The following is a 25,604-nucleotide window of genomic DNA, read 5'->3' on the forward strand; positions in this document are numbered from 1 at the left end:
CTACGCCTTACCCGGCCTACAACACCATCAAATCGTAAGCCGGACTACCGCGTGATCCACAGCGTGGGCCAGGCGTCCGGCCCGTTCCAGTTATCGCAGCTTGGCTCTTCCGCATACCGCACCAGGCGGAAGCGCTGGCCGTCGAAACGCCAGCGCGTCTGGATCCCACAATCACCGATCCCACGCCCCAGTGCGAGCGTCGTCAGCTCGCGTGCTTTTTCATCGAAGCTGGCGTTCATCAGTTCCATATCGCTACTCTGACTGGACGGGGTAAACGGCAGACGCAGCCTGACGCTGCGCGCGGTGAACGGTTTTTTACGCGATACCAGCCACGCCAGATCGACCGTATTGTAAGCCCCCGCCTCGCAGCTGACGATCAGCAGCGCTTTATCATCCGTTAATGCGGTGACGCGCACTTCGCGGCGGTTAGGATCCAGCGAGCACTGGCTGTTGTTCATCCGCCAGGTGCCGTAATCCAGCAGATCGTTCAGTTCAGCGTGGGAGAGTGGCGTTGGCGTGGGGTTCACCACGGCCACCTTTTTTAATGCCGGAGCTGGAGGCACGCTCAGCGGCGGGCTATCCCCTTTTTTAATCCATGCTGTTTCGCTCCCCACGCGCTTTTGCTGAGCGTCGATAAACAGCAGCGCCGCTTTCAGTCCGACCAGAGAGATCGTCTGCTTCCCTCCGCGCAGGGTCAGCCTCTGTCCTTCCTGAATCGTTTTCAGAAACGTGGTGAGGGTACCCGTATCGTCAGTCTTGAGATGCCAGGGCGTTAACTGCCAGTGCTGGGCATTGAGTTTTAAGGGAACGTCGTCGAGCAGCAGTCGGGGGGCGATGTCAGGCTCTTTTACCGGAGGAGCCGAAAGCCCGCCGAGATCGATACGCAGGCTGGCGTCCGTTTTTGCCCCAGCGCTACGGCTCAGCGTCATCACCAGCCCGCGGTGTTCACCGGTATTTCGGGCAACGCAAAAATTCTGGTTATTGCAGGTGACCTGCCAGTCAGAGAAAGACTGCTGCGCAGGTGCAGCCCACACCAGAGGTGCGGGTAGCACGCAAAAAAAGAAGAGAAGCAAAACGCAGTAGCGCATGAATGGCACAGCCCCGGAAACGAAAAGGTCAATCTGGGGCGTATCTTCGTGCCCTGGACGGGCGGGCTCAATCGGATTTATCGGATAGATTTATCTGAAATATAACTTATCACCGGACCTGCGCGGCGTTCATCACGCCGCTGGTTTGCAGATACTGCAGCAGGATCACCGCTTTACCGTCGCGTATCTCGCCGCTTTTCACCATTTCCAGCGCCTGAGCGAAGGGCATTTCAAGCACTTCAATATCTTCATCCTCGACCCCGCCGCCGCGGTGAGTACGCTGAGCGTCGGTGTATTCCGCAACGAAGAAGTGGACCAGCTCGGTCACCCCGCCTGGAGACATGAAAAGCTCAAAGACTTTTTGTACCGCACCCACCTCAAAACCCGTTTCTTCTATGGCTTCTTTGCGAATACAGACTTCCGGCTCATCGTCATCAAGCAGACCGGCGCAGGTTTCAATCAGGCGCCCGTCCGCGTTGCCATTGACCCATGTCGCCACCCGAAACTGACGAATCAATACCACGCTTTGCTTTTCGCGGTTATACAGCAGAATGGTAGCGCCATTGCCCCGGTCGTAGACTTCGCGTTTATGGCGAATAACGTCCCCGTTCTTACGGGTTAAATCGTAAGTGATGTTACGCAGGACAAAGTAATTTTCAGAAAGGATTTTGTCTTTGATAACGGTAATGTTCAGGGACATACGGGCTCCACGGCAAAATGAGTCTGTTTATACTACGCCGTGACGCTCGCTTTGTCGCCCGTGGGTTCAGACGGCGCGTTTCTCGCTGGATGATGTTTCCGGTTGCGCCAGGCGCAATAACCTTACTGTACGTATGAATAAAGTGTTTACTCATCACTGCGTTATCAGGCAATGTACACCTGCCCGAAATGTCTGATTATTTCTCCCAGAGAGCCGTTCTGTGACCGTTAAGCGACCCGTTTCCGGAAGCCTTGCCTGGGCTTTCTTTTCGATAATTGTTCTCTCCGTGCTGACCAGCAGCGTCGCGCTACTGACGCTTGCCAGCAGCCAGCGCGACGCTGAAGCCATCAACGTTGCGGGTTCACTGCGCATGCAGAGCTATCGTCTCGGTTACGAGATGCAGCGTAACAGCCCTTCCCTTATGGCGCATCGTGAGAACTGGCGGCAGACATTAAGCGCACCTTCCCTGCAAAAGCTGAACCGCTGGTACGTTCCGGGCAATGTCAAAACGCGCTACCAGCAACTGCAGTTTGCCTGGCTGGAAATGGATAAGCACATCGCCCGCGGTGACAGCGCATGGTATGCCGCGCATATTGAGGATTTTGTCGGCCGCATTGATGCCTTTGTGCTCGCCCTCCAGCATTACAGTGAACATAAAATCCAGACAGTGACCCTCCTCTCTCTGGCTGGCGCCCTCGGGATCCTGCTGCTGACGCTGTTTACCCTGCGGCGTATCCGCCGCCAGGTCGTATTACCGCTGAATAATCTGGTGGCGGCCAGCGAGCGGATTGAGCGAGGTGAATTTACGACGCCTGCGCCGGATACCGCCCTACCCAACGAGCTGGGCCAACTTTCCCGCGCTTTCAACCATATGTCGGGGGAGCTACACACCCTTTATCGGTCGCTTGAAGCTTCCGTGGCGGAAAAGACGCGACATTTGCACGAAGCCCACCAGCAGCTCGACATGCTGTTTAAATGCTCCCAGGCGTTGAATACGGGGCAGATAGACAGCCATTGTTTTCGGCACATATTGCAGATTGTCCATGAATACACTCAGATGAATTACCTGGAACTCCGCACCAGTGACGACTGGCGACTGTGTGAAGGGACCGCGTCGGGCAGCATCCCGATGCAAAATCTGCCGGTACTGATGCAGGACACCCTTTACGGTGAGCTGCGCTGGCAAAGCGAGACGGACAGCGTTCCCCTCCCGCTGATGAGAAGCGTGGCGACCATGCTCGGGCGCGGGTTGTACTTTAACCAGGCGCAAAAGCATTACCAGCAGCTGCTGCTGATGGAAGAACGCGCCACCATCGCCCGGGAACTGCACGATTCGCTGGCGCAGGTGCTGTCTTATCTGCGGATCCAGCTTGCCCTGCTTAAACGCGCGGTGCCAGCGGATAATGCTCCCGCGCAAACTATCATCACCGACTTCTCCCGCGAGCTGAACAACGCCTGGCAGCAGCTGCGCGAGCTGCTGACGACCTTCCGGCTGACGTTAAATCATGCGAATTTACCCGCGGCGCTGCAGGAGTCTCTCGATGCCCTGCAGAGCCAGACGCAGGCCAGGCTGCACCTCGACTGTCGTCTCTCCTCCCTGGCGCTTGACGCCCAGAAACAGGTGCATTTATTGCAGATCGTCCGGGAAGCCGTTCTGAATGCGATTAAGCACGCCCAGGCCAGCGAAATTACCGTTAGCTGCGTAACGGCGGTGGATGGCACGCACAGCGTCAGCATTCGCGACAACGGCATCGGGATTGGCGAGGCAAGCGAACCGCCTGGACACTACGGACTGAACATTATGCGTGAGCGCGCACAACGACTCGGAGGCATGCTGCACTTTTCGCAACCGCAAAACGGCGGCACGCTGGTCTGCGTGACGTTCCCGGTACCTGCGCCGTTAACGGGTAAATAACGGTAAAGAGGCAAGCGCAGGGAAAAGCGCATGATAATTTACACTATCTCCTTTATTTCTCCACGTTTGACCTGGGCCTTACCGCTAAAGTTAGGCGGGCAATAAACAATAATGACGTGCAGCAAAACGAGGTCACTTTTACATGGCGAATTTTTTCATCGATCGCCCCATTTTTGCCTGGGTGCTTGCCATCCTGTTGTGTCTGACAGGTGTCCTGGCGATTACTTCTCTTCCTGTTGAGCAATATCCCGATCTGGCACCGCCTAATGTGCGTGTCACCGCAAACTACCCCGGCGCTTCCGCACAAACGCTGGAAAACACCGTGACGCAGGTTATCGAGCAGAACATGACGGGTCTGGATAACCTGATGTACATGTCCTCGCAAAGCAGCGCCACGGGACAAGCGACGGTTACCCTGAGCTTTAAGGCGGGCACCGACCCGGACGAAGCGGTGCAGCAGGTACAAAACCAGCTTCAGTCGGCCATGCGTAAGCTGCCCCAGGCGGTGCAGAACCAGGGCGTTACCGTACGTAAAACCGGTGATACCAACATTTTGACCATCGCGTTTGTCTCCACCGATGGCTCAATGGATAAACAGGACATTGCGGACTACGTCGCCAGTAATATTCAGGACCCGCTCAGCCGTATTAACGGCGTGGGGGATATCGACGCCTACGGCTCACAATACTCCATGCGTATCTGGCTCGATCCCAACAAGCTGAACAGCTATCAGATGACGGCCACCGACGTGACGGATGCCATCAAAGCCCAGAACGCACAAATTGCCGTGGGGCAACTGGGAGGAACGCCTTCCGTTGATAAACAAGCCCTGAACGCCACCATTAATTCGCAATCCCTGCTTCAGACACCGGACCAGTTCCGCAACATCACCCTGCGCGTGAATCAGGATGGCTCAGAAGTGCGTCTGAGCGATGTGGCGACGGTGGAAATGGGTGCTGAGAAATACGACTACCTGAGCCGATTTAACGGCAACCCGGCCTCTGGCCTTGGGATAAAGCTGGCCTCCGGCGCAAACGAAATGGCGACGGCGAAACTGGTGCTGGACCGTCTGGATGAGCTGTCGCAGTATTTCCCGCACGGGCTGGAGTATAAAGTCGCCTATGAAACCACTTCCTTCGTAAAAGCCTCGATTGAGGATGTGGTAAAGACCCTGCTGGAAGCGATTGCCCTGGTATTCCTGGTCATGTATCTGTTCCTGCAAAACTTCCGCGCCACGCTGATCCCCACTATTGCCGTCCCCGTGGTGCTGCTGGGTACCTTTTCGGTGCTTTACGCGTTCGGGTACAGCATTAACACCCTGACGATGTTTGCCATGGTGCTGGCAATTGGCCTGCTGGTGGATGATGCCATTGTGGTGGTCGAAAACGTCGAGCGCATCATGAGCGAAGAAGGTCTTTCCCCGCGCCAGGCCACGCGAAAATCCATGGGACAAATTCAGGGGGCGTTAGTCGGCATTGCGATGGTGTTGTCGGCGGTCTTTATCCCGATGGCCTTCTTCGGCGGCACGACCGGCGCGATTTACCGCCAGTTCTCGATAACCATCGTCTCAGCAATGGTGCTCTCGGTTCTGGTGGCCCTGATCCTCACCCCTGCGCTTTGCGCCACCCTCCTCAAGCCGCTGCACAAAGGGGAACATCACGGTCAGAAAGGGTTCTTCGGCTGGTTTAACCGGATGTTCAACCGCAATGCCGCCCGGTATGAATCTGTGGTCGGTAAAGTGCTGCACCGCAGCCTGCGCTGGATGATGATTTACGTTGTACTGCTGGGCGGCATGGTGTGGCTGTTTCTGCATTTGCCCACCTCGTTCCTGCCGATGGAAGACCGGGGGATGTTCATCACCTCGGTGCAGCTCCCGAGCGGCTCAACGCAGCAGCAGACGCTGAAAGTGGTCCAGAACGTAGAGCAGTACTTCTTCACCCACGAGAAAGATAACGTTGTGTCGGTCTTCTCGACCGTTGGCTCCGGCCCGGGCGGGAACGGGCAGAACGTCGCCCGTATGTTTGTCCGTCTGAAAGACTGGAATGAACGGGACACCCAAACGGGAACCTCATTTGCCATCATTGAACGTGCCACTAAAGCCTTTTCCCGTATTAAAGAGGCGCGCGTCTTTGCGAGCAGTCCGCCAGCGATCAGCGGCCTGGGGAGTTCTGCCGGGTTTGATATGGAGCTGCAGGATCACGCCGGCGCGGGCCACGATGCGCTGATGGCGGCACGCGACAAATTGTTAGCGCTGGCAGGTAATGATTCTGGCCTGACCCGCGTGCGCCACAACGGCCTGGACGACAGCCCGCAGCTTCAGGTGGATATCGACCAGCGTAAGGCGCAGGCGCTGGGCGTCTCCATCGACGATATCAACGACACCCTGCAAACGGCGTGGGGCTCGAGCTATGTGAACGACTTTATGGATCGCGGTCGCGTGAAAAAAGTGTATGTTCAGTCCGCCGCGCCGTACCGCATGCTGCCGGATGATATTAACCGCTGGTTTGTTCGCAATAACAGCGGCGGGATGGTTCCCTTCTCGGCGTTTGCCACCTCGCGCTGGGAGAGCGGTTCGCCGCGTCTGGAGCGCTATAACGGTTATTCTGCGGTGGAAATCGTCGGGGAAGCCGCGCCGGGCGTAAGTACCGGCACGGCCATGGACACCATGGAAAAACTGGTGCAACAGCTGCCCGCCGGTTTTGGTCTGGAATGGACGGCCATGTCTTACCAGGAACGTCTCTCCGGCGCGCAGGCCCCCGCGCTTTATGCCCTTTCTCTGCTGGTGGTGTTCCTCTGCCTTGCCGCGCTGTATGAGAGCTGGTCGGTTCCGTTCTCGGTCATGCTGGTGGTACCGCTTGGGGTTATCGGTGCTCTGCTGGCAACCTGGATGCGCGGCCTGGAAAACGATGTTTACTTCCAGGTCGGGCTGCTGACGGTGATCGGCTTGTCGGCGAAAAACGCCATTTTGATCGTTGAGTTTGCCAACGAGATGAATGCCAAAGGCCACGAGCTGATGGCCGCCACGCTACATGCCTGCCGTCAGCGACTGCGCCCGATCCTGATGACCTCGCTGGCCTTTATTTTTGGCGTATTGCCAATGGCAACCAGCACGGGTGCAGGTTCCAGCAGCCAGCACGCGGTCGGTACCGGGGTAATGGGGGGCATGATTTCGGCCACCATCCTGGCCATTTATTTCGTGCCGCTGTTCTTTGTGCTGGTGCGTCGTCGCTTCCCGCTCAGAGAGCGGCAGGAATAACATTCAGCCATAAAAAAGGCGGCTTTATCAGCCGCCTTTTTATTGTGTGATTAATTCACACTATGATTATTTTACTTATTTAAGTGCTCTTGCAATTCTTACTGAATGTCATTTACGAAGCATGCCTTCGATAAAATCTTTCCAGTTCCCCAGTTCACGTTCAATCATAACAACCTCTCTTATTATTATGCGCATTCTACGAAAACGTATCATCATTGTGAAGACTATTTAACCAATTGCTGTGATTGTACCCCGCCACCGTTGGGGATTTATGATAAATATGAATGGAGAATCTTAAATTTTTTGTGACGGCCAGCAATATTTTGAAATAACCCTACGAACGGGTGAGCTTTATTTTACCCGCTGAGTTTGTTAGCAATTTATACCCGATGGACATCTATGCTTAAATGATGAAAGAATATTCAGCGTACAGATGTGCGTTGAATTAAGCAGACGTGTAAATCCAGAGTATTCCTGAATGTGTTATATTCTGCTTAAGGATATATCTTCGAATTTATTGAACATTTAATGGTCATAAGGACAAAAGGATTCACCATGGTTGTGATGTACGGCATTAAAAATTGCGACACCATCAAAAAAGCCCGCCGCTGGCTGGAAGCGAACCACATCGAGTACCGCTTCCACGATTACCGTGCCGATGGGCTTGATGCAGATTTTCTGCATAACGTCATCAATGAACTGGGCTGGGAGGCATTGCTTAACACCCGCGGTACCACCTGGCGTAAACTGGACGAATCCCTGCGCGCCAGCATCGTTGATGCCGACAGCGCGGCAAAACTGATGCGTGAAATGCCGGCAATTATCAAACGCCCATTGCTCTGCAAGCCAGGTCAGCCTATGCTGCTGGGTTTCAGTGAAACCCTTTATTCTGACTTTTTCGTTGAGGTGTAGTGTATGTCATGCCCGGTCATTGAGCTGACTCAACAGCTTATTCGCCGTCCTTCCCTTAGCCCGGACGACGCAGGTTGTCAGGCATTAATGATTGAGCGCCTGCGTGCCATCGGTTTTACCGTTGAACGCATGGATTTTGGCGATACTCAGAACTTCTGGGCGTGGCGCGGCCAGGGTGAAACGCTGGCGTTTGCCGGGCATACTGACGTCGTTCCCGCAGGTGACGCAGATCGCTGGATTAACCCGCCGTTTGAACCGACCATCCGCGATGGCATGCTCTTTGGCCGCGGCGCGGCAGACATGAAAGGCTCGCTGGCAGCGATGGTGGTCGCGGCTGAACGCTTCGTGGCTCAGCATCCGAACCACAAAAACCGTCTCGCGTTTTTGGTCACCTCCGACGAAGAAGCCAGTGCCCATAACGGTACCGTGAAGGTGGTTGAAGCGCTGATGGCGCGCAACGAGCGTCTCGACTACTGTCTGGTCGGCGAGCCGTCCAGTACCGAAGTGGTGGGCGATGTCGTGAAAAACGGTCGCCGTGGCTCACTGACCTGTAACCTGACCATTCACGGCGTTCAGGGACATGTTGCTTATCCACATCTGGCCGATAACCCCGTTCATCGCGCTGCGCCAATGCTGAGCGAACTGGTGGCGATTGAGTGGGATAAAGGTAACGAGTTCTTCCCCCCGACCAGTATGCAGATTGCTAACGTCAAGGCCGGGACCGGCAGCAACAACGTGATCCCGGGGGATTTCTTCGTCCAGTTCAACTTCCGCTTCAGCACCGAACTGACCGATGAGATGATCAAAGCGCGCGTTGTCGCGCTGCTGGAAAAATATCACCTGCGCTACACCGTGGACTGGTGGCTTTCCGGCCAGCCGTTCCTGACGCAGCGCGGCAAACTGGTTGATGCGGTAGTGAACGCCATCGAGCACTATAATGAAATTAAGCCACAACTGCTGACGACGGGTGGCACTTCAGACGGACGCTTTATCGCCCGTATGGGAGCTCAGGTTGTCGAACTGGGGCCAGTAAACGCAACCATTCATAAAATAAATGAGTGTGTTAATGCGGCAGATTTGCAACTGCTGGCTCGTATGTATCAACGTATTATGGAGCAACTCGTCGCCTGACGAATGCTCTGAGAGGAATAGCGAATGGATTGGCTTTCAAAGTACTGGTGGATTCTGGTGCTGGTGTTTCTGGTCGGCGTACTGCTCAACGTGATTAAAGACCTTAAGCGCGTTGACCACAAAAAGTTTCTTGCGAACAAGCCGGATCTCCCGCCACACCGCGATTTTAACGACAAGTGGGACGATGACGACGACTGGCCGAAGAAAGACCAGAAGAAGTAATTGTTAATCTCACCCCTCCCCCTAACCCTCGCCCCTGTGGGGAGAGGGGCTGGGGGTGAGGCTACATAAACTCAACAATATCATCGTCATTCGGCTTACCGCCGCTGAGCGCTTCATCAAAGTAGTGCTTCGGCACGGTATAACGCAGATGATCGAGCGCGAATTGCATGCTGCGGTCGTCAATCGCATGGCCCAGATCGTCAACGATATCCAGCGTCACATCTCCACCTTCACGAATCAATGCTTCCTGAGCGGCAACCGCATGTGAAAGCTCAATGACCCGGTCTTCACCACCGTGGATCAGATGGATCGTGGTCTGCGTGGTCGCACTCGTCGGCAGCGTCGCAAAGCGGCCGTTAAACGCGATCACCCGTGAAACCAGACCCGGCTGCGCTTTCACACTTTCCAGGGACATGATAGATCCCTGCGAGAAGCCAATCAGCGCGGTCGCGTCAGCACCCACGCCGCTCTGCTGCTGCCAGTAGCGTACGATGTCGATAAACGTGGGCATGATGGCATCAATGCGCGCCTGACGGTTCTCCTCCGTCACGCCCTGAACCGGGAACCACTGTCGTCCGTTCGGACCACACGGTTCTACGCCGCCGATGCTGACAATCAATGCTTCAGGGAAAACAGGCGCAAACCAGCTACCAATCTGCCCCATATTGACGGCATTATCGCCAACACCATGAAACAGAAGCAGTAACTGTTTAGCCGGTTTGTCAGGGCTTTGAACAACAAAATGGTCGTGTTTCATGGCGGTCTCCTTAATTGATGAGCAGGATTTTACGCCTCTGCGGGGTAATGACCATGCCACTTTACTGAAGAAGTCATTGAAAAAATTGCCATTGCAAAATGTCTGCTTTCAACTGCTGGCAGCGCGAATAATCAAGGCTCTCAAGCGCTTGCGCGGTTTCTTCGCGAAGCTTTGCCAGTAACGCTTTTCGCCCGACCGCTTCGCTTCTCCCCTCGATTTTCCCGCGCAGCGCGGGAAGCGGCATATCTGTGGCTAACAGCAACCGCGTCAGCGCGGCTACCGAGGTTGAAAACGCCCGGTGCGCAAAAGCAAACCCCGCCAGCTCCAGCCAGTCGTCACTATTAAGGGTAGCTTCCCAGGCATCAGTCACCGGGATCTTTTCGCCATTCCAGGCCGACAGGACGCGCATATCGCGGCATAAACGCCGATGTGCCTGCGTACACAGTTGATGCCCGGCTTCGCTCTGCGGCAGCAGCGCCATCGCCGTGTAACACCCGCTGCTGGCTTCCCGATGGCTGCCCATTCGCACCAGCACAAACCCGCACCGCTGCCAGAAACGCCACAGCTCGTCGGTATAACCAAAACTCACGGAGAGATAATCTTCACCGCTGGCGTTCAGGATCAGCCGCTGACCGATGCCTTCCCGCTGACGACGGGGATGAACCGCAATGCGGCTAATCCGTCGGCCTTTCAGCGTCGCCGCAAGAGGCGTTCCGCCGTGCGCCGCCAGCGACTGCGCCACAAGGTTCCCGCGTGGACGACGAGAGCCAGCCCACACCGCCCGGCTGAGTTCGGGGGACAATCCGCCCTCGTCCACCAGCCAGATCGCGCCCGCAATATCAGCCCCCGCGTCCGCAACAGCAAAGTGCTGGCCGGGGGCGTCCATCATCCGGCGTAAATCGAGCGGTGAGGTCCGGTAGTGGGCAGCACAGAGCAGTTCATAAACGCTTGCCACTCGTGCCGGGTCGCTCTCCCACTCTTGTGGCTCCAGAGACCTTACAGACACCTCACCTTCCGGTTTGTGGTCGATAAGCGCATCGTCAAACAGCAGCGTATTCGCCACGATCCGTTCAAGCGGACATCCGGCCGCCCAGCGAATGGGGACGGATAAGGTATAACGCTGCAACCCACTGAATCGGGCGCAGAACTTCAGCAGAAATCCCCTGCCCGTCCCTTCGTAACCCTGAACCGTAGTGGTCAGTAATACGCGGGGAAAACGTGTCACCAGCTTCTCCAACAGCGGGCCTGGGATGGCTGCCGCTTCATCGACAATCAGCCAGTCGGCCTGCAGCGTGGAGTCCAGCAGCGCATCGGGTGCCATAAAGTGAAAACGCTCGCCCGCGAAACGCGCGATGACATCCGCTGCGCCTTTCGCCGGGGCCGTCACCACCGCACTCCCCTGGATGCTGCCCAGCAGCATCCCCGCCAGCGCTGACTTTCCGCGTCCGCGAGGTGCCGTCACGGCAGCGATGCCCGCAGGCATGACCAAAAGCGCGTCGAGGATCGCCGCCTGCTCACGCTGCGGGTCGCCGCTGGCAGGCTGCCAGGCGGGTAAATCTGGCGCAGCGGGAAGCGTCAGGGGATGATGCTGTTGCCAGACGATCGCATCCGTATCGGCGGCAAGCGTCCGGCAAAAATGGTGAACAAAGTGCGGGGTAGCGATCGGCTCTGCGCTGTCACTCCAGCGCACAGAATCGCTGTCTGGCCTGTCGGCCCAGCCAGAGAACGGTGGTACTCGCAGTACGAGGAGGCTCCCGGCGCGCAACGTTCCGCTGAGTGCGGCGAAGGCGGAGACGTCAAACCCGGCATGCGCGTCAAACACAGCATGCAGGTATTCGCGTCCCAACAGTCCGCTGATGGCTTTAGACGGGTTTTCATTCAGCCACAGCCAGTCTCCCGGTAAAGCATCACGCAGGGCGGTGGCCTGGCTCAGCGTCCACGGCTCATCGCCCGTGAGCACCACCAGACGGCGGTGCCCGGTTCGCTCAAGCTCGCGTATCAGATGTGCAAACGACACCATCACATGGCTTTGCCGAAGGTATTACACTGGGCAGGATCACCGCTGTCAAAACCGCGTTTAAACCAGCTGTAACGCTGTTGCGACGTACCGTGAGTGAAGCTGTCCGGCACGACGCGTCCCTGGCTTTGCTGCTGAAGACGGTCATCGCCGATGGCCTGCGCCGCGTTTAATGCCTCTTCAAGATCGCCGGATTCCAGTACGCCCTGCTGCTGCATGCTGTGCCCCCAGACGCCTGCGAAGCAGTCCGCCTGCAGTTCCATCTTAACGGAAAGACGATTCACTTCAGCCTGAGACGCATTTTGCTGTAGCTGACGCACTTTTGGCTCAATGCCCAGCAGCTTCTGCACATGGTGCCCGACTTCATGCGCGATCACGTAGCCCTGGGCAAAATCACCGTCAGCGCCAAGCTTGCGTTTCATGTCATCGTAAAAAGAGAGATCGATATAGACGGTGCCATCTGCCGGGCAGTAGAACGGCCCCATCACAGATTGGCCGGTACCACATCCGGTGCGGGTTGCGCCCCGGTACATCACCAGTTTCGGCTGCTGATAGGTGCGCCCCATCTTCTCGAACTGCTGACCCCATGTATCTTCAGTGGTCGCGAGAATAACGGAGGTAAATTTGGCCGCTTCATCTTCGTTCGGGCTGATGGAGCGCGGAGACTGTGGTTGCTGTTGCAGCGGCTGACCGGTCATCAAACCGGTGAGGTCAACCCCGTAATAGCCAGCGACCAGCACCACAATCAGCAGGATGAGACCGCCCTTGCCGCTGGGTAGCCGAAAGCCGGGTCCCCCCATTGAAGGACCGCCGCCGCCATCACTGCGCCTGTCTTCTACATTGTCACTTTCACGACGCCCTTGCCAGCGCATAACCACCTCGAACTATTCCATTAATAATAGCTATGATCGTAGGCGGTTAACGGCAAGATTACCATAGGAAACAAAGGTAAGACGCCAAAGGATGAAAACATCCTTTGGCAAGTGAGGGAGTTAGTCGAGCTTAACGCCTAAACGGTGAGCAACCGCTTCATAGGCTTCAATCAGGCCACCCAGGCTCTGACGGAAACGGTCTTTGTCCATTTTATCCAGGGTTTCTTTGTCCCACAGGCGGCTACCGTCCGGGGAGAACTCATCACCCAGCACCACTTCGCCTTTGAACAGACCGAACTCCAGCTTGAAGTCGACGAGGATCAGGCCCGCATCGTCAAACAGCTTTTTCAGCACGTCGTTGGCTTTGTAGGTCAGCTCTTTCATGCGCGCCAGGTTCTCTTTATTGACCCAGCCGAAGGTTTCGCAGTAGGAATCATTGACCATCGGATCGTGCATGGCATCGTTTTTCAGGAACAGGTCGAACAGCGGTGGATTCAGTTCGATACCTTCTTCAATACCCAGACGCTTCACCAGGGAGCCCGCTGCACGGTTACGAATAACGCACTCAACCGGAACCATATCCAGTTTTTTCACCAGACATTCCGTATCGGACAGCAACGCTTCCATCTGAGTCGGGATACCCGCTTCGGCCAGTTTGGTCATAATGAAGTGGTTGAACTTGTTGTTCACCATGCCTTTACGATCGAACTGCTCAATGCGCGCGCCATCCCCTGCTGACGTATCATTGCGGAACTCGAGCACCAACAGATCCGGGTTTTCCGTGCTGTATACGGTCTTCGCTTTGCCACGATACAACTCAGCTTGCTTCTGCATCTTCATTACTCCTGGTGTGATGATTTGTGTTCAAAACTGGGCATATTATGCCACGCACACGTTTGCGTAGCACGAAAATAAAAAGGGCGGGATTAACCCGCCCTCGTATTTATTTGCTGAATGCTGCCTGGAAGACAGCGACCAGCGCATCGTTCTGCGACTGGGTCAGCGTGTGACCTTTTGGATCGATAAACTGCAGACTACTGCGGTTATCAAGGTCGCCTACCTGAATCTTGTAATCACCGGAGGCAAGCTGAGGATCTTTGGCGCCCAGCTCCAGCCATGCACTGTCGGACAGTGGCTTATAGGTTGCCGTCATGCTACCGGTTGAACGGGTGCTGTCGGTCACTTTCATGCCCACTTTTTCCAGCGTCGCTGGCAGACGCTGCCAGGTCTGGTTAAACGGTGCACGCACCACCAGCATTGGCAGGCCGGTATCGTCCGCGCCGCTCTGAACGTCGAAGGTGACGCCGTTACGGCTCTGCGCCGCATTTGCGGCATCAGTGGCAGTCTTATCCAGACCCGCGGCAATCACGTTCAGCATTTCAGTGCTGTAACGCTGCAGGGAGGCGGCATCCGCAACCGGTTTGCCCGCCTGCTCCAGGTTTAACAGCTTAACGTTAACCGCCTGCTGATAACCCTGTGGTTTAACGGAGACTTGATAACGTCCACGGTACTGCTGATCTTCATCCAGGCGGTTCCACTCGATCCAGTCGGTGGTTAAGGTCTGGCTGGCGTCATCGCGTTTATCAATGGTGTAGTTCTTCGCCTGAATAACGCTCACCACCTGTGGCCACAGATTGCTTCCGCGCGCGCTTTCAACCAGCAGAGACGCCGTATCACCGGTGAACTGGGTACGCGCTCCGCTGACCAGCGCCAGAGGCTGAGCTGGTGGACGAATATCAAGCGCTTTACCCACCAGGCCACTGCCATTGGTGACGGGGATATTATAATCGCCGTTCTGAATCGGCAGGATCATACCAGCCGGTGCATGAAGTTCAGCAAGCGGGGTCGCATCCAGATAGGATTCATCACCGCTCACCTGGCGCTTGTAGCGCGAGTCTGAACTACAGGCAGCGAGCAGCATAACAAGCGAAACACTCGCAACCTTCGCCAGGCGCGACTTCTGTACTGAATAAGCCATCAAATCTCCCTAAACTTTACAGCAAACCGGCATGCTTCAGCGCTGCCCTGACGATGTCGCGACCGTGGTCGGTAATCGGTGTCATTGGCAAACGCAGCGTATCGGATGCTACAAGTCCCAACTCCTTACACGCCCATTTCACGGGGATCGGATTGGGTTCGACAAATAATTTATTGTGCAGCGGCATCAGGCGCTGGTTAATGACGCGAGCCTCATCAAAGTGACCGGCTGCGGCCAGTTTGCACATTTCAGCCATATCGCGCGCCGCAACGTTTGACGTTACGGAGATCACGCCATGACCACCGAGCTGCATAAAGTCCAGCGCGGTCGCATCATCACCACTCAACAGGATAAAGTCGTCTGAAACCAGCTCTTTGATCTGATGAACGCGGCTTAAGTTCCCTGTCGCCTCTTTAATACCGATAATATTTTTTACTTCCGAGAGACGACCAACGGTTTCCGGCAGCATATCGCAGCCAGTACGGGACGGCACATTATACAGAATTTGTGGCAAGTCAGTATGTTCAGCGATGGCTTTGAAGTGCTGGAACAAACCTTCCTGGGTAGGACGGTTGTAATAAGGGGTCACCGTCAGACAGCCTACGATGCCGCTGTCATTAAAACGTTTGGTCAGGCTGATCGCTTCTGCGGTTGCATTAGCGCCTGTCCCCGCGATGACCGGAATACGTCCGTCAGCCAGCTCCAGGGTCAGCATAACCACATCGCCATGCTCTTCGTGGCTCAGCGTTGCAGATTCACCGGTAGTCCCTACCGAAACGATCGCCGAGGTTCCATTGGCGACATGGTAATCAATCAGCTTCTTCATGCTAGACCGGCAGACGTTACCTTTTTCATCCATCGGTGTTACAAGCGCGACAATACTTCCCGTGAACATGAGCCATCCTCTGTGCGAACAAGAGCCTCAATGGTACGTTTGGAACTGTAATAAAAGCAAGCGACCTGAGGCCCTCAGGCGGTTGTATGCATGTTTTTTTTATGCTTTCCTTAGGAAGACTTAACCATGCAAAGGAAGAACAGGTTTGACAACCTCATCACAACATTACCTGGTTATCACTGCGCTGGGTGCCGACAGGCCGGGTATCGTGAACACCATCACCCGTCACGTGAGCAGCTGCGGCTGTAATATCGAAGACAGCCGTCTGGCAATGCTCGGCGAAGAGTTCACGTTTATCATGCTGCTGTCCGGAACATGGAATGCCATTACCCTTATTGAATCCACCCTGCCGCTGAAAGGCGCGGAGCTGGATTTGCTGATCGTGATGAAACGCACTACCGCGCGCCCGCGCCCGGCCATGCCCGCTACCGTCTGGGTGCAGGTTGAAGTCACTGATTCCCCGCATCTGATCGAGCGTTTTACCGCGCTGTTCGACAGCCATCAGATGAACATTGCCGAGCTCGTTTCCCGCACGCAACCGGGCGACGAGAGCACCGTTCCCACGCTCTTTATTCAAATCACTGCACACAGCCCTGCCTCACAGGATGCGTCAAATATCGAGCAAGCGTTCAAAGCCCTCTGTACAGAATTAAACGCGCAGGGCAGTATAAGCGTCGTCAATTATTCGCAGCACGAACAGGATGGAGTTGAGTAATGAATCCACTGAAAGCCGGTGACATCGCACCGAAATTTAGCTTACCGGATCAAGACGGTGAGCAAGTAAATTTGACCGACTTCCAGGGACAGCGTGTTCTGGTCTATTTCTACCCGAAAGCCATGACCCCCGGCTGCACCGTACAGGCCTGCGGCTTACGCGATAACATGGACGACTTGAAAAAAGTCGGTGTGGAAGTGCTGGGTATCAGCACCGATAAACCAGAAAAGCTGTCACGATTTGCGGAAAAAGAGCTGCTGAACTTCACGCTCCTTTCCGACGAAGACCACCAGGTTTGCGACCAGTTTGGCGTCTGGGGTGAGAAAACGTTTATGGGTAAAACCTATGACGGCATTCACCGCATCAGCTTCCTGATTGACGCTGACGGTAAAGTTGAACATGTGTTTGACGACTTCAAAACCAGTAATCACCACGACGTGGTGTTGAACTGGCTGAAAGCAAACGCCTGATACTTTTGTGCCGGGTGGCGCTGCGCTTACCCGGCCTACATTTCGTGTGTAGGTCGGGTAAGGCGAAGCCGCCACCCGACAAAATCTACTTCTCTTCCACCGCCGGTACATCCGGCCATGCGTGCACCACCGCTTTAATCAGCGTGGCCAGCGGAATCGCAAAGAACACGCCCCAGAACCCCCACAGCCCGCCGAAAATTACCACGGATAAGATAATCACCAGCGGATGCAGGTTTACCGCTTCGGAGAACAGCACCGGTACCAGCAGGTTCCCGTCCAGCCCCTGAATAATCAGGTACACCGCGAAGCAGCTCCAGAACTCCGTCCCCAGACCAAACTGGAACAGCGCGACGCCCACCACCGGAATGGTGACCACAAACGCGCCGATGTACGGAATCAGGACCGAGAATCCCACCAGCACGGCCAGCAGCAGCGAGTAGTTGAGGCCGAAGATCACGAAACCAATCCAGGTTGCTACCCCCACCACCATCATCTCCAGCACCTTGCCGCGAATGTAGTTAGTGATCTGCTGGTTCATCTCTTCCCAGACCTGCCCCGCCAGCCCGCGGTTGCGCGGCAAAATACGCCGCACGGCGTTAAGCATCTGGTCTTTATCTTTGACCAGAAAGAAGACCATCAGCGGCACGAGCACGAGGTAAACGGCCAGAGTGAGCAGCCCCACCAATGAGGCCAGCGAATATTTCACCACCGAGTCGCCCATCGTCATGATGCGGGCACGTATGTTTTCCGCCATCGCGTCGATGATACCGGCGTCCATCAACGCGGGATAACGGCGCGGCAGGGTGGCGGCGAAATCAGAGAGCTTATTCAACATGCCGGGCATATCGCGGATCAGGTAGATCCCCTGCTGCCAGGCCACGGGCATCACCACGAAGGCCATCAACAGCAAAATGCCGACAAACAGCACCAGGACGATGCTTGCCGCCCAGCGACGAGAACAACCGATATGTTCCAGGCGCGCCGTTGGCCACTCCAGCAGATACGCCAGCACAATCGCCACCAGCAGAGGCGCGAGAAGGCCGCTGAAGAAGAACAGAATACCGAATCCGGCAACCAGAATAACCAACAAAGCAATGGCTTCCGGGTCACTGAACCGACGCCGGTACCACTGCATTAACATTTCGAGCATACAACCCTTCCCTGAATCGAATGGCGGGAGTGAGACGGTGAATTGTATCTAACTGTCACAAAAAAGACTTTCGCTTTTTGTATCCCTGTCACAATCCGCAAAAGCCTGATGAATGGGATTTTCTTCATGCTGTAACACAGCTACACTCGCAGGGCAGCAGAGATGAACGATATGGCGGTTCATCGGTCAAATTAGCACATCCAACATACAGGACAGTGGTTATGTTCAGGCAGTTGAGAAAAACACTGGTTGCAACACTGATTGCCGCAGTGACGGTCGGTCAGGTGTTGCCCGCTTTCGCTGACTCGTCCGACTCATTGCCGGACATGGGCACCACAGCAGGAAGCACGCTCTCTATCGGGCAAGAGATGCAAATGGGCGATTACTATGTTCGCCAGCTGCGCGGCAGCGCCCCGCTGATTAACGATCCTTTGCTGGTACAGTATATTAACGGGCTGGGGATGCGTCTGGTGGCGCACGCCGACTCGGTCAAAACGCCCTTCCATTTCTATTTAATCAATAACGACGAAATTAACGCCTTCGCCTTCTTTGGCGGGAACGTGGTGCTGCATTCGGCGTTATTTCGCTACTCTGACAACGAAAGCCAGCTGGCTTCGGTGATGGCGCACGAAATTTCACACGTCACCCAGCGCCACCTGGCGCGTGCAATGGAAGACCAGAAGCGCAATGCCCCGCTCACCTGGGTGGGCGCGCTGGGTTCTATTCTGCTCGCAATGGCCAGCCCACAGGCGGGGATGGCGGCACTGACCGGTACGCTGGCCGGAACGCGTCAGGGGATGATAAGCTTCACCCAGCAAAACGAACAGGAAGCGGACCGTATCGGCATTCAGGTTTTACAGCGTTCGGGCTTTGACCCGCAGGCCATGCCGACTTTCCTGGAAAAACTGCTCGATCAGGCACGTTATTCTTCCCGGCCACCGGAAATTCTACTCACCCACCCGCTACCGGAAAGCCGTCTGTCGGATGCGCGTAACCGTGCCAACCAGATGCGCCCGGTCGTCGTACAGTCGTCGCAGGACTTCTACATGGCGAAAGTGAGAACGCTCGGCATGTACAACTCCGGGCGTAACCAGCTTACCAGCGATCTGCTGGACACCCTGGCGAAAGGCAACGTGCGTGAAAAAAACGCCGCGCAGTATGGCCAGGCATTACAGGCGATGGAAGCCAGCAAATACGACGACGCGCGTAAAGCGCTGCAGCCCCTGCTGGCCGCAGATCCGAATAACCCGTGGTATCTCGATCTCTCGACGGATATCGATCTGGGGCAGAAGAAAACCACCGATGCGATTAACCGCCTGAAAGGGGCGAAAGACATACGCACCAACCCGGTGCTACAGCTTAACCTTGCTAACGCTTACTTACAGGGCGGTCAGCCAGCGGAGGCTGTGACCATCCTGAACCGCTATACCTTTAACAATAAAGATGACCAGAACGGCTGGGAATTGCTCGCCCAAGCCCAGGGACAACTGGGTAACCGCGATCAGGAACTGGCCGCGCGTGCTGAAGGCCTGGCGCTGGCGGGTCGCCTCGATCAGGCGATTTCCTTGTTGAGCAGTGCCAGCTCGCAGGTCAAACTCGGCAGCCTGCAACAGGCCCGCTACGACGCGCGTATCGACCAGCTGCGTAGTCTGCAACAACGCTTTAAGCCGTACGAGAAGATGTAACCAAGGAGAAGTCATGACAGACGCGGTAAAAATTTATCATAACCCTCGCTGCTCCAAGAGCCGCGACACGCTCAGCCTGCTGAAGTCTAACGGTATCGACCCTGACGTGGTGTTGTATCTCGACACACCGCCGGACGCGCAGACGCTTCGTCAGCTGCTGCACATGCTGGGAATGGGCAGCGCGCGCGAACTGATGCGCCAGAAAGAGGATCTGTATAAGTCACTGAATCTGGACGACACGTACCTCAGCGAAGACCAGCTGATTCAGGCGATGGTTGACAATCCAAAGCTGATTGAGCGACCGATTGTGGTGGCAAACGGTAAAGCACGCATCGGCCGTCCGCCGGAAGATGTCCTCGACATCCTCTAGTCCTTACGCCGCAGCGCTTCCAGAAACGCCTGCGGCGTACTTTCTCCCAGCTTTTTCTGCGTTTTACCCCGGTTATAAAACTCGCATAGCGTGATAACAACCTCTCCAGCCGGTTCATCATTCACTCGCGGAATAATATCCCGGAGCGGTAGCGCCACCTGCAGCGCATTGTGCTTGTGTGGATGAGCGTTAACAACAACGTCTTGTGCAGGCAGCGTCGGTTCAAAACCAAAAGTATCAAGAGATTGTATATCAGCAGGGCAGGCCTCCAGCAGCGCGCGCGTCCAGGTAGTGAGCAACTGCGGCGAAAGACCCGCATAGAGCCGGGCATAACACCAGCCGCTCACCGGTTCGCGCGCCCAGAGCAGGTGTTGTTCGCCACCATCATCCATATGCAGCGACAAAGGCTGATGATACAGCCGCAGCGTATGCGGCCTGATGCCAGCTTTCAGCGCCTTTTTTCCCTGCAACGAAGCCCCTTTTTGTTTCGCGGGTGCCGGTTTGAGATAGCGACTGAGCGTTGCCCGTGAGACGGGGATGCCCAGGATGTCGTTAACTATCTGCAGCAATTCATCTAATGGCGCACCTGATATGTCGCGCAGAGCATTAACCAGTGCAACCTGCTCTTGTCTCAGCACTTTGTGTATCACTTTTGGCGTAGTGTGGTTATCCGAAACCCGATCGCGGTTGCGCCAGCGCCTGACGGTAGTGACCGAGATCCCCAGCTCAACGGCCAGTTCCCGGTCGCTTTTATCAGACTGCTGAAGGTAGCGGCGGATGCGCGGCGTGGTGGTGGCATTGGCGTGCAGTTTGATTTCCATTCCAATCCTCCTGAAACCAATCTTATGAGATTTATATTATACAAGCGATTGCTTTGTGACCGATTTCACCTTTCGCTCACCGCGCTTCACTGATAATCCACAGACATAACATAAACAACACCCCTCAATCTTGTACGGAGTTCACAATGAACAATGTTCTGGGATTTCTTGAAGCAAAACTGATGCCGCTGGCGGCGAAAACGGCCCAGCAGCGCCATCTCGGGGCCATTCGTGGTGCCTACGTTTCATTCATGCCATTTATCATCGTCGGCTCCATTCTGCTCGTCATCTCGTCGTTCCCGAATCAAACCTATCAGCAGTTTATGTCTCAGGCCTTTGGTGAGAGCTGGAGCGCGATTATCGAAATTCCTTTCAATGCGGTCTTCTCCACCATGTCGCTGTTTATCAGCTTCCTGGTCGCCTTCCGCCTGGCCGAACACTATGGCGAGGACCGTATCTCCTGCGGCATCCTGGCATTGGTCGCATTTTTAATCCTGACGCCGTTTATCAAAGTGGCGGAAAACGGCGGCATTACCGTCATACCGGTAGAGTGGATTGGCAGCAAGGGGCTGTTTGTGGCGATGATCGGTTCGCTGCTGTGGACGGAACTGTTTTGCTGGCTGAAGCGCAAAAATCTGGTCATTAAAATGCCGGACGGCGTGCCGCCTGCGGTGCAGGAGTCCTTCGCAGCGCTGATCCCGGCCCTGCTGGTCATGATACTGGTGCTGGGTATCCGCATCATCTTCGAAAATACCCACTACAACACCATCCATCAGTTCATTTACGAGGTGGTCGCCACGCCGGTACGCCACTACGGCACCTCTTACTTTGGCGCGCTGATGACCGTATTCAGCATCACTATTCTGTGGTCAGTGGGGATTAACTCCGGCTCGATGATCAACGGCATCATTCGTCCGCTGTGGATGGAAAACCAGACCGATAACATCGCCGCCATTCAGGCGGGCACGACGCCGCCGCACATTATTACTGAACAGTTTTTTGACATGATCTGGATGGGGGGAGCGGGCGCCACGCTGTCGCTGGTGATTGCGATGCTGATTTTCGCCCGCAGTAAAAACATGCGCGAAGTGGCGCGCCTCGGCGCGGGGGCGTCGGTGTTTAACATTAACGAGCCGATCCTGTTTGGCCTGCCGGTGATCATGAACCCGATCATGCTTATTCCGTTCAACCTGGTGCCGCTGGTGCTGGTTACCGTGCAGTATGCGGCGATGAAAATTGGCGCGGTCGCCGTCACCACCGGGGTGTTTATCCCCTGGACGCTGCCACCGGTCATCAGCGGTTTTATCGTTACCGGGCACCTGAGCGGCAGCGTGATGCAGCTTATCAACCTGCTGATTGGCGCCATGTTGTACCTGCCTTTCATGCGTATCGTGGACAAACAGTACCGTGCTGCGGAGCTGAGCACGGTCACACAAACTGACACCACCCTTGCAAAACAGGAGTAAAGCATGTGGGGAATTATCGCAACCTGGCGAATGGCGCTTGAAGGCGTAACGGAATCTGCATCTGCCCTGGCGGCGGGAAAACCGGTCTCAGCAGCGGTGGTGGATGCCGTCGCTGCCGTGGAAGACTTCCCGCTGTATAAATCCGTCGGCTATGGCGGGCTGCCTACCGAAAATGGCGAAGTCGAGCTGGATGCGGCGTACATGGACGGCGACACGCTGGCGTTCGGTGCCGTAGGAAATCTGGTGGATATCGCCAATCCGGTGCGCGTGGCGCACGCGCTGAGCCGCCAGCGCTACAACAGCCTGCTGGTCGGCCAGGGCGCACGTGAATGGGCACTGAGCCAGGGCTTTGCCGACAAAACCATGCTCACGGAGCGCGCCATACAGCACTACCGCAAGCGCTGCCGCGAGACGCTGGATAAAGGCTTAAGCCCGTACGACGGACACGATACCGTCGGCATTATCGGTCTTGATAAGCAGGGTTCCATGAGCGTCGCCACCTCCACCAGCGGCCTGTTTATGAAAAAACGCGGCCGCATTGGGGATTCCCCTATTATCGGCTCCGGCTTTTACTGCGACAGCGAAACCGGTGCCGCTACCGCCACGGGCGTCGGTGAAGATCTGATGAAAGGCTGCACCAGCTACGAAATCGTTCGCCGGATGGCGCAAGGTATGTCGCCGCAGCAGGCCGCAGATTCAGTGGTGTTCGAGCTGGAAGATAAGCTGATGTCGCGCTTCGGTCGCGCGGGCGATCTCTCCGTGGTGTGCATGAATAACAAGGGCGAGTTCGGCGCCGCGACGAATATCAAAACCTTTTCGTTTGTGGTGGCGACGGCTCGACAGCCTCTCACCGTTTATCGCACAGAGCGTCTGCGGGAAAAAACGCATTATCACGCGGTAGACGATGAATGGATGCAGGCCTATGCCGCGCGGATCCGCGCCCCGATTGAGGAGTCATGATGATTACATATCAACTCATTACCGCACTTTCCGACGCAAAGCCGCAAAGCCATTTCATCGCCCGCACCGCCTGTGCGCATTTGCCGCAAACTGCGCTTATCGCGGAAATGCGCGAGTCCAGCGGCATCGCTGACGCCCGCTTTGGCTGCGCCCCTTTTGCCCGGATCACGCTGCTCCCCGATGCGCTCTGGCACGATAGCCTGACAGAAGGATTGCTCACGGCGCTGCGCCCGCTGCTGGCCTCACCCGTGAGTCCCGATGTGATGCTGGACGTGACAAATATCGACGACGTCGTGCTGGCGCAAGTGCTGCGTTTTCTCTTTAATCAGGCGCACCGGCTGAGCGATTTGCAGCTAAAGAAAACCGACGATGACGTCCGTATTGCGCATATCACCGCCTTCTGCCTGCCGGAACAACAGGCGAAGCTGGAGGGTGTTTTCCGCCAGCAGCAGGCTATCGCGCACGGCATGGTCGCGGCACGACGTCTGGCGGATATCCCCTCTGACCGGTGTACGCCGCAGTTTGTGGTAGAAGAGGCACTAAAGCTCTGCGCCCTCTTCCCCGCCCTGCGCTGCGAAGTGCTCAACGAAAAAGAGATTGTTGAGCACGGCCTGGGTCTACTGCACGCCGTCGGCAAAGGAGCCACCTGCCCGCCACGTCTGCTGGCGATGCATTATGATGGCACTCACGACGGCCCGGTGCGCTGCTATGTGGGAAAAGGCATCACCTTTGATACCGGCGGTCTGTGGCTGAAAGAAGGTGCGGGCATGTACACCATGAAATATGACATGTGTGGGGCGGCTAACGTGCTGGGGCTGATGCTCACCGTGGCAGAGCTGGGATTACCCGTACGCATCATGGGCGTGCTGGCACTGGCAGAAAATGCCATCGGCCCCAATGCGATGCAGCCCGGCACGGTGGCAACAGCCTGCAACGGCACCACGGTTGAAATCAACAATACCGATGCTGAAGGTCGACTGGTGCTGGCGGATGCCATCGCCTGGGCCAGCCAGCGGCATCCGCAGACGCGCTATATTATTGATATGGCGACCTTAACCGGTGCAGTCGTGAAGGCGCTGGGGTATGAGCTAAGCGGGCTAATGACGCAGGATGAACCGCTGCGCAGTGCGCTGACGCAGGCAGGGAAACAGAGTGGCGACGAAGTGTGGTCCCTGCCGCTGGATGCGCGGTTGAAAAAGCAGACCGACAGCGCCATCGCCGATCTGTGCAACACGCCAACCAACAATGCGGCGATAAGCGCCTCGGCGGCGTGGTTGCTGCATCACTTCTGCCCGCCAACCATTCCGTGGGCGCATCTGGATATCAGCGGCACGGCGCTGTGGCGTGAAGGTGGACGGAGCGTGGCATCAGGACGGCCGATTCCACTTCTGGTAGAGCATCTGTTGGGGGATCTTTAGCCGGGTGGCGGCTACGCCTTACCCGGCCTACAAAGAGCACCTGTAGGCCCGGTAAGCGTAGCGCCACCGGGCGAAAACACTCAAAGCTTAAGGATATCTTTCACAAACGGAATGGTCAGCTTGCGCTGGGCGGTAATGGAAGCGCGATCGAGCTGATCGAGCGTATCGAACAGGGTGCGCATTTCCCTGTCCAGGCGCTTGAGCAGGAAACGGCCCACGTCTTCCGGCAGCTCAAAGCCACGCTGCTTTGCGCGCAGCTGTAATGCCTGAAGCTTATCTTCATCCGACAGCGGCTGGAGCTTGTAGATTTGCCCCCAGTCCAGACGTGACGCCAGATCCGGCAACCCAAGATTGAGCTGGCGCGGTGGACGATCGCCGGTGATCAGCAGTCGGGTTTTGCCCGACTCCAGAATGCGGTTATAGAGGTTAAAGATCGCCATTTCCCACGGCTCATCCCCCGCCACGCATTCGATATTATCGATGCAGACCAGGGAGAGATGTTCCATTCCCTCCAGCACGTCAGGCACGAACCAGGTACGTTTATCCAGCGGCACATAGCCTACCGCATCACCGCGCGCCGAAAGCTCCGCGCAGGCGGCATGCAACAGGTGGCTGCGCCCCGCGCCTTCGCGTGACCAGATATAGATGTATCCGCTGTGCTCCTGGCGCAGCACGTTTTGCAGTGCAGCCAGTAAAGAGGGGTTATCACCCGGCCAGAAACTCGCAAAAGTTTCATCGTCAGGGAGATAGAGTGGCAGAGAGAGCTGTGCCGGTCCGTTCAGAAGTACCTCAACCAGATCTTACGT

The 25,604-nt window shown here is 56.1% G+C and carries 24 protein-coding genes; 12 read left to right on the forward strand and 12 right to left on the reverse strand.

Annotated features, from left to right (window positions below):
• Nucleotides 1-44 precede the first annotated feature (44 nt).
• Together G0034_RS16765 and nudK are read right to left on the reverse strand one after the other, a co-directional pair.
• A complete protein-coding gene (locus G0034_RS16765) occupies nucleotides 45-1,088 on the reverse strand; it encodes a DUF1176 domain-containing protein (protein ID WP_045281124.1) in 1,044 nt (347 codons plus the stop codon).
• Between the two features lie 109 nt (nucleotides 1,089-1,197).
• Complete coding sequence (gene nudK, locus G0034_RS16770) at nucleotides 1,198-1,788, reverse strand: GDP-mannose pyrophosphatase NudK (RefSeq protein ID WP_014884757.1); 591 nt, start codon at nucleotides 1,786-1,788, stop codon at nucleotides 1,198-1,200.
• A 220-nt stretch (nucleotides 1,789-2,008) separates the two neighbouring features.
• Here nudK and narQ point away from each other — a divergent pair, with 220 nt between their 5' ends.
• Nucleotides 2,009-3,703 (forward strand): nitrate/nitrite two-component system sensor histidine kinase NarQ, encoded by a 1,695-nt coding sequence (narQ, locus tag G0034_RS16775; protein ID WP_023331048.1) that lies wholly within the window; start codon nucleotides 2,009-2,011, stop codon nucleotides 3,701-3,703.
• A 142-nt stretch (nucleotides 3,704-3,845) separates the two neighbouring features.
• Entirely contained in the window at nucleotides 3,846-6,959 is a 3,114-nt protein-coding gene (gene acrD, locus G0034_RS16780) for a multidrug efflux RND transporter permease AcrD (protein ID WP_179121116.1), read from the forward strand.
• Between the two features lie 108 nt (nucleotides 6,960-7,067).
• On the opposite strand, the gene ypfM is transcribed toward acrD, so the two are convergent.
• The gene (gene ypfM, locus G0034_RS16785; protein ID WP_015572204.1) at nucleotides 7,068-7,127 is read right to left on the reverse strand and encodes a protein YpfM; all 60 of its coding nucleotides are present in this window, start codon (nucleotides 7,125-7,127) and stop codon (nucleotides 7,068-7,070) included.
• A gap of 387 nt (nucleotides 7,128-7,514) precedes the next feature.
• Between ypfM and G0034_RS16790 the strand changes: the two genes are divergently transcribed.
• From G0034_RS16790 to G0034_RS16800, 3 genes are read left to right on the forward strand one after another with little or no spacing between them, the layout of a single operon-like run.
• A complete protein-coding gene (locus tag G0034_RS16790) occupies nucleotides 7,515-7,871 on the forward strand; it encodes an ArsC family reductase (protein ID WP_179121117.1) in 357 nt (118 codons plus the stop codon).
• A gap of 3 nt (nucleotides 7,872-7,874) precedes the next feature.
• Nucleotides 7,875-9,002 (forward strand): succinyl-diaminopimelate desuccinylase, encoded by a 1,128-nt coding sequence (dapE, locus tag G0034_RS16795; protein WP_014884761.1) that lies wholly within the window; start codon nucleotides 7,875-7,877, stop codon nucleotides 9,000-9,002.
• Nucleotides 9,003-9,026: 24 nt separating this feature from the next.
• Complete coding sequence (locus G0034_RS16800) at nucleotides 9,027-9,224, forward strand: YpfN family protein (RefSeq protein ID WP_014171111.1); 198 nt, start codon at nucleotides 9,027-9,029, stop codon at nucleotides 9,222-9,224.
• Between the two features lie 61 nt (nucleotides 9,225-9,285).
• Here the strand turns inward: G0034_RS16800 and ypfH are convergent, their stop codons facing one another.
• The 6 genes from ypfH to dapA all read right to left on the reverse strand — a co-directional run bounded on the left by ypfH (nucleotide 9,286) and on the right by dapA (nucleotide 15,743).
• Nucleotides 9,286-9,981: an esterase gene (gene ypfH, locus G0034_RS16805; protein WP_023338628.1), complete on the reverse strand. Its 696-nt coding sequence runs from the start codon at nucleotides 9,979-9,981 to the stop codon at nucleotides 9,286-9,288.
• A gap of 73 nt (nucleotides 9,982-10,054) precedes the next feature.
• The gene (locus tag G0034_RS16810) at nucleotides 10,055-12,001 is read right to left on the reverse strand and encodes a tRNA(Met) cytidine acetyltransferase TmcA (protein ID WP_179121341.1); all 1,947 of its coding nucleotides are present in this window, start codon (nucleotides 11,999-12,001) and stop codon (nucleotides 10,055-10,057) included.
• The gene (gene ypfJ, locus G0034_RS16815) at nucleotides 12,001-12,870 is read right to left on the reverse strand and encodes a KPN_02809 family neutral zinc metallopeptidase (RefSeq protein ID WP_069602283.1); all 870 of its coding nucleotides are present in this window, start codon (nucleotides 12,868-12,870) and stop codon (nucleotides 12,001-12,003) included. Before ypfJ ends, G0034_RS16810 begins: the two co-directional genes overlap by 1 nt.
• A gap of 120 nt (nucleotides 12,871-12,990) precedes the next feature.
• Nucleotides 12,991-13,704: a phosphoribosylaminoimidazolesuccinocarboxamide synthase gene (purC, locus tag G0034_RS16820; protein WP_008501631.1), complete on the reverse strand. Its 714-nt coding sequence runs from the start codon at nucleotides 13,702-13,704 to the stop codon at nucleotides 12,991-12,993.
• A gap of 109 nt (nucleotides 13,705-13,813) precedes the next feature.
• Nucleotides 13,814-14,848, reverse strand: a complete 1,035-nt coding sequence (bamC, locus tag G0034_RS16825) for an outer membrane protein assembly factor BamC (RefSeq protein ID WP_014884765.1) — start codon at nucleotides 14,846-14,848, stop codon at nucleotides 13,814-13,816.
• A gap of 16 nt (nucleotides 14,849-14,864) precedes the next feature.
• The gene (gene dapA, locus G0034_RS16830; protein ID WP_014884766.1) at nucleotides 14,865-15,743 is read right to left on the reverse strand and encodes a 4-hydroxy-tetrahydrodipicolinate synthase; all 879 of its coding nucleotides are present in this window, start codon (nucleotides 15,741-15,743) and stop codon (nucleotides 14,865-14,867) included.
• A 145-nt stretch (nucleotides 15,744-15,888) separates the two neighbouring features.
• Between dapA and G0034_RS16835 the strand changes: the two genes are divergently transcribed.
• Together G0034_RS16835 and bcp are read left to right on the forward strand one after the other, a co-directional pair.
• Entirely contained in the window at nucleotides 15,889-16,458 is a 570-nt protein-coding gene (locus G0034_RS16835; protein WP_014884767.1) for a glycine cleavage system transcriptional repressor, read from the forward strand.
• Nucleotides 16,458-16,928 (forward strand): thioredoxin-dependent thiol peroxidase, encoded by a 471-nt coding sequence (bcp, locus tag G0034_RS16840; RefSeq protein ID WP_179121118.1) that lies wholly within the window; start codon nucleotides 16,458-16,460, stop codon nucleotides 16,926-16,928. The genes G0034_RS16835 and bcp overlap by 1 nt, the downstream gene beginning before the upstream one ends.
• Nucleotides 16,929-17,013: 85 nt before the next feature.
• On the opposite strand, the gene G0034_RS16845 is transcribed toward bcp, so the two are convergent.
• Nucleotides 17,014-18,078: an AI-2E family transporter gene (locus tag G0034_RS16845; protein WP_179121119.1), complete on the reverse strand. Its 1,065-nt coding sequence runs from the start codon at nucleotides 18,076-18,078 to the stop codon at nucleotides 17,014-17,016.
• 221 nt (nucleotides 18,079-18,299) lie between these two features.
• Between G0034_RS16845 and bepA the strand changes: the two genes are divergently transcribed.
• Both bepA and arsC read left to right on the forward strand, forming a co-directional pair.
• On the forward strand, nucleotides 18,300-19,763 hold the full coding sequence (gene bepA / locus G0034_RS16850) for a beta-barrel assembly-enhancing protease (RefSeq protein WP_023337587.1): 1,464 nt from the start codon (nucleotides 18,300-18,302) through the stop codon (nucleotides 19,761-19,763).
• A gap of 13 nt (nucleotides 19,764-19,776) precedes the next feature.
• Nucleotides 19,777-20,133: an arsenate reductase (glutaredoxin) gene (gene arsC, locus G0034_RS16855; protein ID WP_023337588.1), complete on the forward strand. Its 357-nt coding sequence runs from the start codon at nucleotides 19,777-19,779 to the stop codon at nucleotides 20,131-20,133.
• Here arsC and G0034_RS16860 read toward each other — a convergent pair.
• Entirely contained in the window at nucleotides 20,130-20,954 is an 825-nt protein-coding gene (locus G0034_RS16860) for an XRE family transcriptional regulator (protein WP_179121120.1), read from the reverse strand. The genes arsC and G0034_RS16860 overlap by 4 nt on opposite strands.
• Nucleotides 20,955-21,100: 146 nt before the next feature.
• Here G0034_RS16860 and celB point away from each other — a divergent pair, with 146 nt between their 5' ends.
• Genes celB through G0034_RS16875 form a run of 3 tightly spaced genes read left to right on the forward strand, consistent with a single transcriptional unit; the run spans nucleotide 21,101 to nucleotide 24,798 of the window.
• Nucleotides 21,101-22,420: a PTS cellobiose transporter subunit IIC gene (gene celB / locus G0034_RS16865; protein WP_023337590.1), complete on the forward strand. Its 1,320-nt coding sequence runs from the start codon at nucleotides 21,101-21,103 to the stop codon at nucleotides 22,418-22,420.
• A gap of 3 nt (nucleotides 22,421-22,423) precedes the next feature.
• Nucleotides 22,424-23,380, forward strand: a complete 957-nt coding sequence (locus tag G0034_RS16870) for a glycosylasparaginase (RefSeq protein ID WP_032635886.1) — start codon at nucleotides 22,424-22,426, stop codon at nucleotides 23,378-23,380.
• Complete coding sequence (locus G0034_RS16875) at nucleotides 23,380-24,798, forward strand: leucyl aminopeptidase family protein (protein ID WP_179121342.1); 1,419 nt, start codon at nucleotides 23,380-23,382, stop codon at nucleotides 24,796-24,798. Before G0034_RS16870 ends, G0034_RS16875 begins: the two co-directional genes overlap by 1 nt.
• Nucleotides 24,799-24,878: 80 nt before the next feature.
• Here the strand turns inward: G0034_RS16875 and G0034_RS16880 are convergent, their stop codons facing one another.
• Nucleotides 24,879-25,580: a DnaA inactivator Hda gene (locus G0034_RS16880; RefSeq protein WP_213014348.1), complete on the reverse strand. Its 702-nt coding sequence runs from the start codon at nucleotides 25,578-25,580 to the stop codon at nucleotides 24,879-24,881.
• Nucleotides 25,581-25,604: the final 24 nt, after the last annotated feature.

Origin of the sequence: Enterobacter sp. T2 (genome assembly GCF_010692925.1) — a bacterium.
In the GTDB taxonomy this organism is placed as follows: domain Bacteria; phylum Pseudomonadota; class Gammaproteobacteria; order Enterobacterales; family Enterobacteriaceae; genus Enterobacter; species Enterobacter kobei.

Coding starts and splice junctions, on each gene's coding strand:
- G0034_RS16765 (WP_045281124.1), bottom strand. CDS start 1,088: ATGCGCTACTGCGTTTTGCTTCTCTTCTTTTTTTGCGTGCTACCCGCA.
- nudK (WP_014884757.1), bottom strand. CDS start 1,788: ATGTCCCTGAACATTACCGTTATCAAAGACAAAATCCTTTCTGAAAAT.
- acrD (WP_179121116.1), top strand. CDS start 3,846: ATGGCGAATTTTTTCATCGATCGCCCCATTTTTGCCTGGGTGCTTGCC.
- G0034_RS16790 (WP_179121117.1), top strand. CDS start 7,515: ATGGTTGTGATGTACGGCATTAAAAATTGCGACACCATCAAAAAAGCC.
- dapE (WP_014884761.1), top strand. CDS start 7,875: ATGTCATGCCCGGTCATTGAGCTGACTCAACAGCTTATTCGCCGTCCT.
- G0034_RS16800 (WP_014171111.1), top strand. CDS start 9,027: ATGGATTGGCTTTCAAAGTACTGGTGGATTCTGGTGCTGGTGTTTCTG.
- ypfH (WP_023338628.1), bottom strand. CDS start 9,981: ATGAAACACGACCATTTTGTTGTTCAAAGCCCTGACAAACCGGCTAAA.
- G0034_RS16810 (WP_179121341.1), bottom strand. CDS start 12,001: ATGGTGTCGTTTGCACATCTGATACGCGAGCTTGAGCGAACCGGGCAC.
- ypfJ (WP_069602283.1), bottom strand. CDS start 12,870: ATGCGCTGGCAAGGGCGTCGTGAAAGTGACAATGTAGAAGACAGGCGC.
- purC (WP_008501631.1), bottom strand. CDS start 13,704: ATGCAGAAGCAAGCTGAGTTGTATCGTGGCAAAGCGAAGACCGTATAC.
- bamC (WP_014884765.1), bottom strand. CDS start 14,848: ATGGCTTATTCAGTACAGAAGTCGCGCCTGGCGAAGGTTGCGAGTGTT.
- dapA (WP_014884766.1), bottom strand. CDS start 15,743: ATGTTCACGGGAAGTATTGTCGCGCTTGTAACACCGATGGATGAAAAA.
- bcp (WP_179121118.1), top strand. CDS start 16,458: ATGAATCCACTGAAAGCCGGTGACATCGCACCGAAATTTAGCTTACCG.
- G0034_RS16845 (WP_179121119.1), bottom strand. CDS start 18,078: ATGCTCGAAATGTTAATGCAGTGGTACCGGCGTCGGTTCAGTGACCCG.
- bepA (WP_023337587.1), top strand. CDS start 18,300: ATGTTCAGGCAGTTGAGAAAAACACTGGTTGCAACACTGATTGCCGCA.
- arsC (WP_023337588.1), top strand. CDS start 19,777: ATGACAGACGCGGTAAAAATTTATCATAACCCTCGCTGCTCCAAGAGC.
- G0034_RS16860 (WP_179121120.1), bottom strand. CDS start 20,954: ATGGAAATCAAACTGCACGCCAATGCCACCACCACGCCGCGCATCCGC.
- celB (WP_023337590.1), top strand. CDS start 21,101: ATGAACAATGTTCTGGGATTTCTTGAAGCAAAACTGATGCCGCTGGCG.
- G0034_RS16870 (WP_032635886.1), top strand. CDS start 22,424: ATGTGGGGAATTATCGCAACCTGGCGAATGGCGCTTGAAGGCGTAACG.
- G0034_RS16875 (WP_179121342.1), top strand. CDS start 23,380: ATGATTACATATCAACTCATTACCGCACTTTCCGACGCAAAGCCGCAA.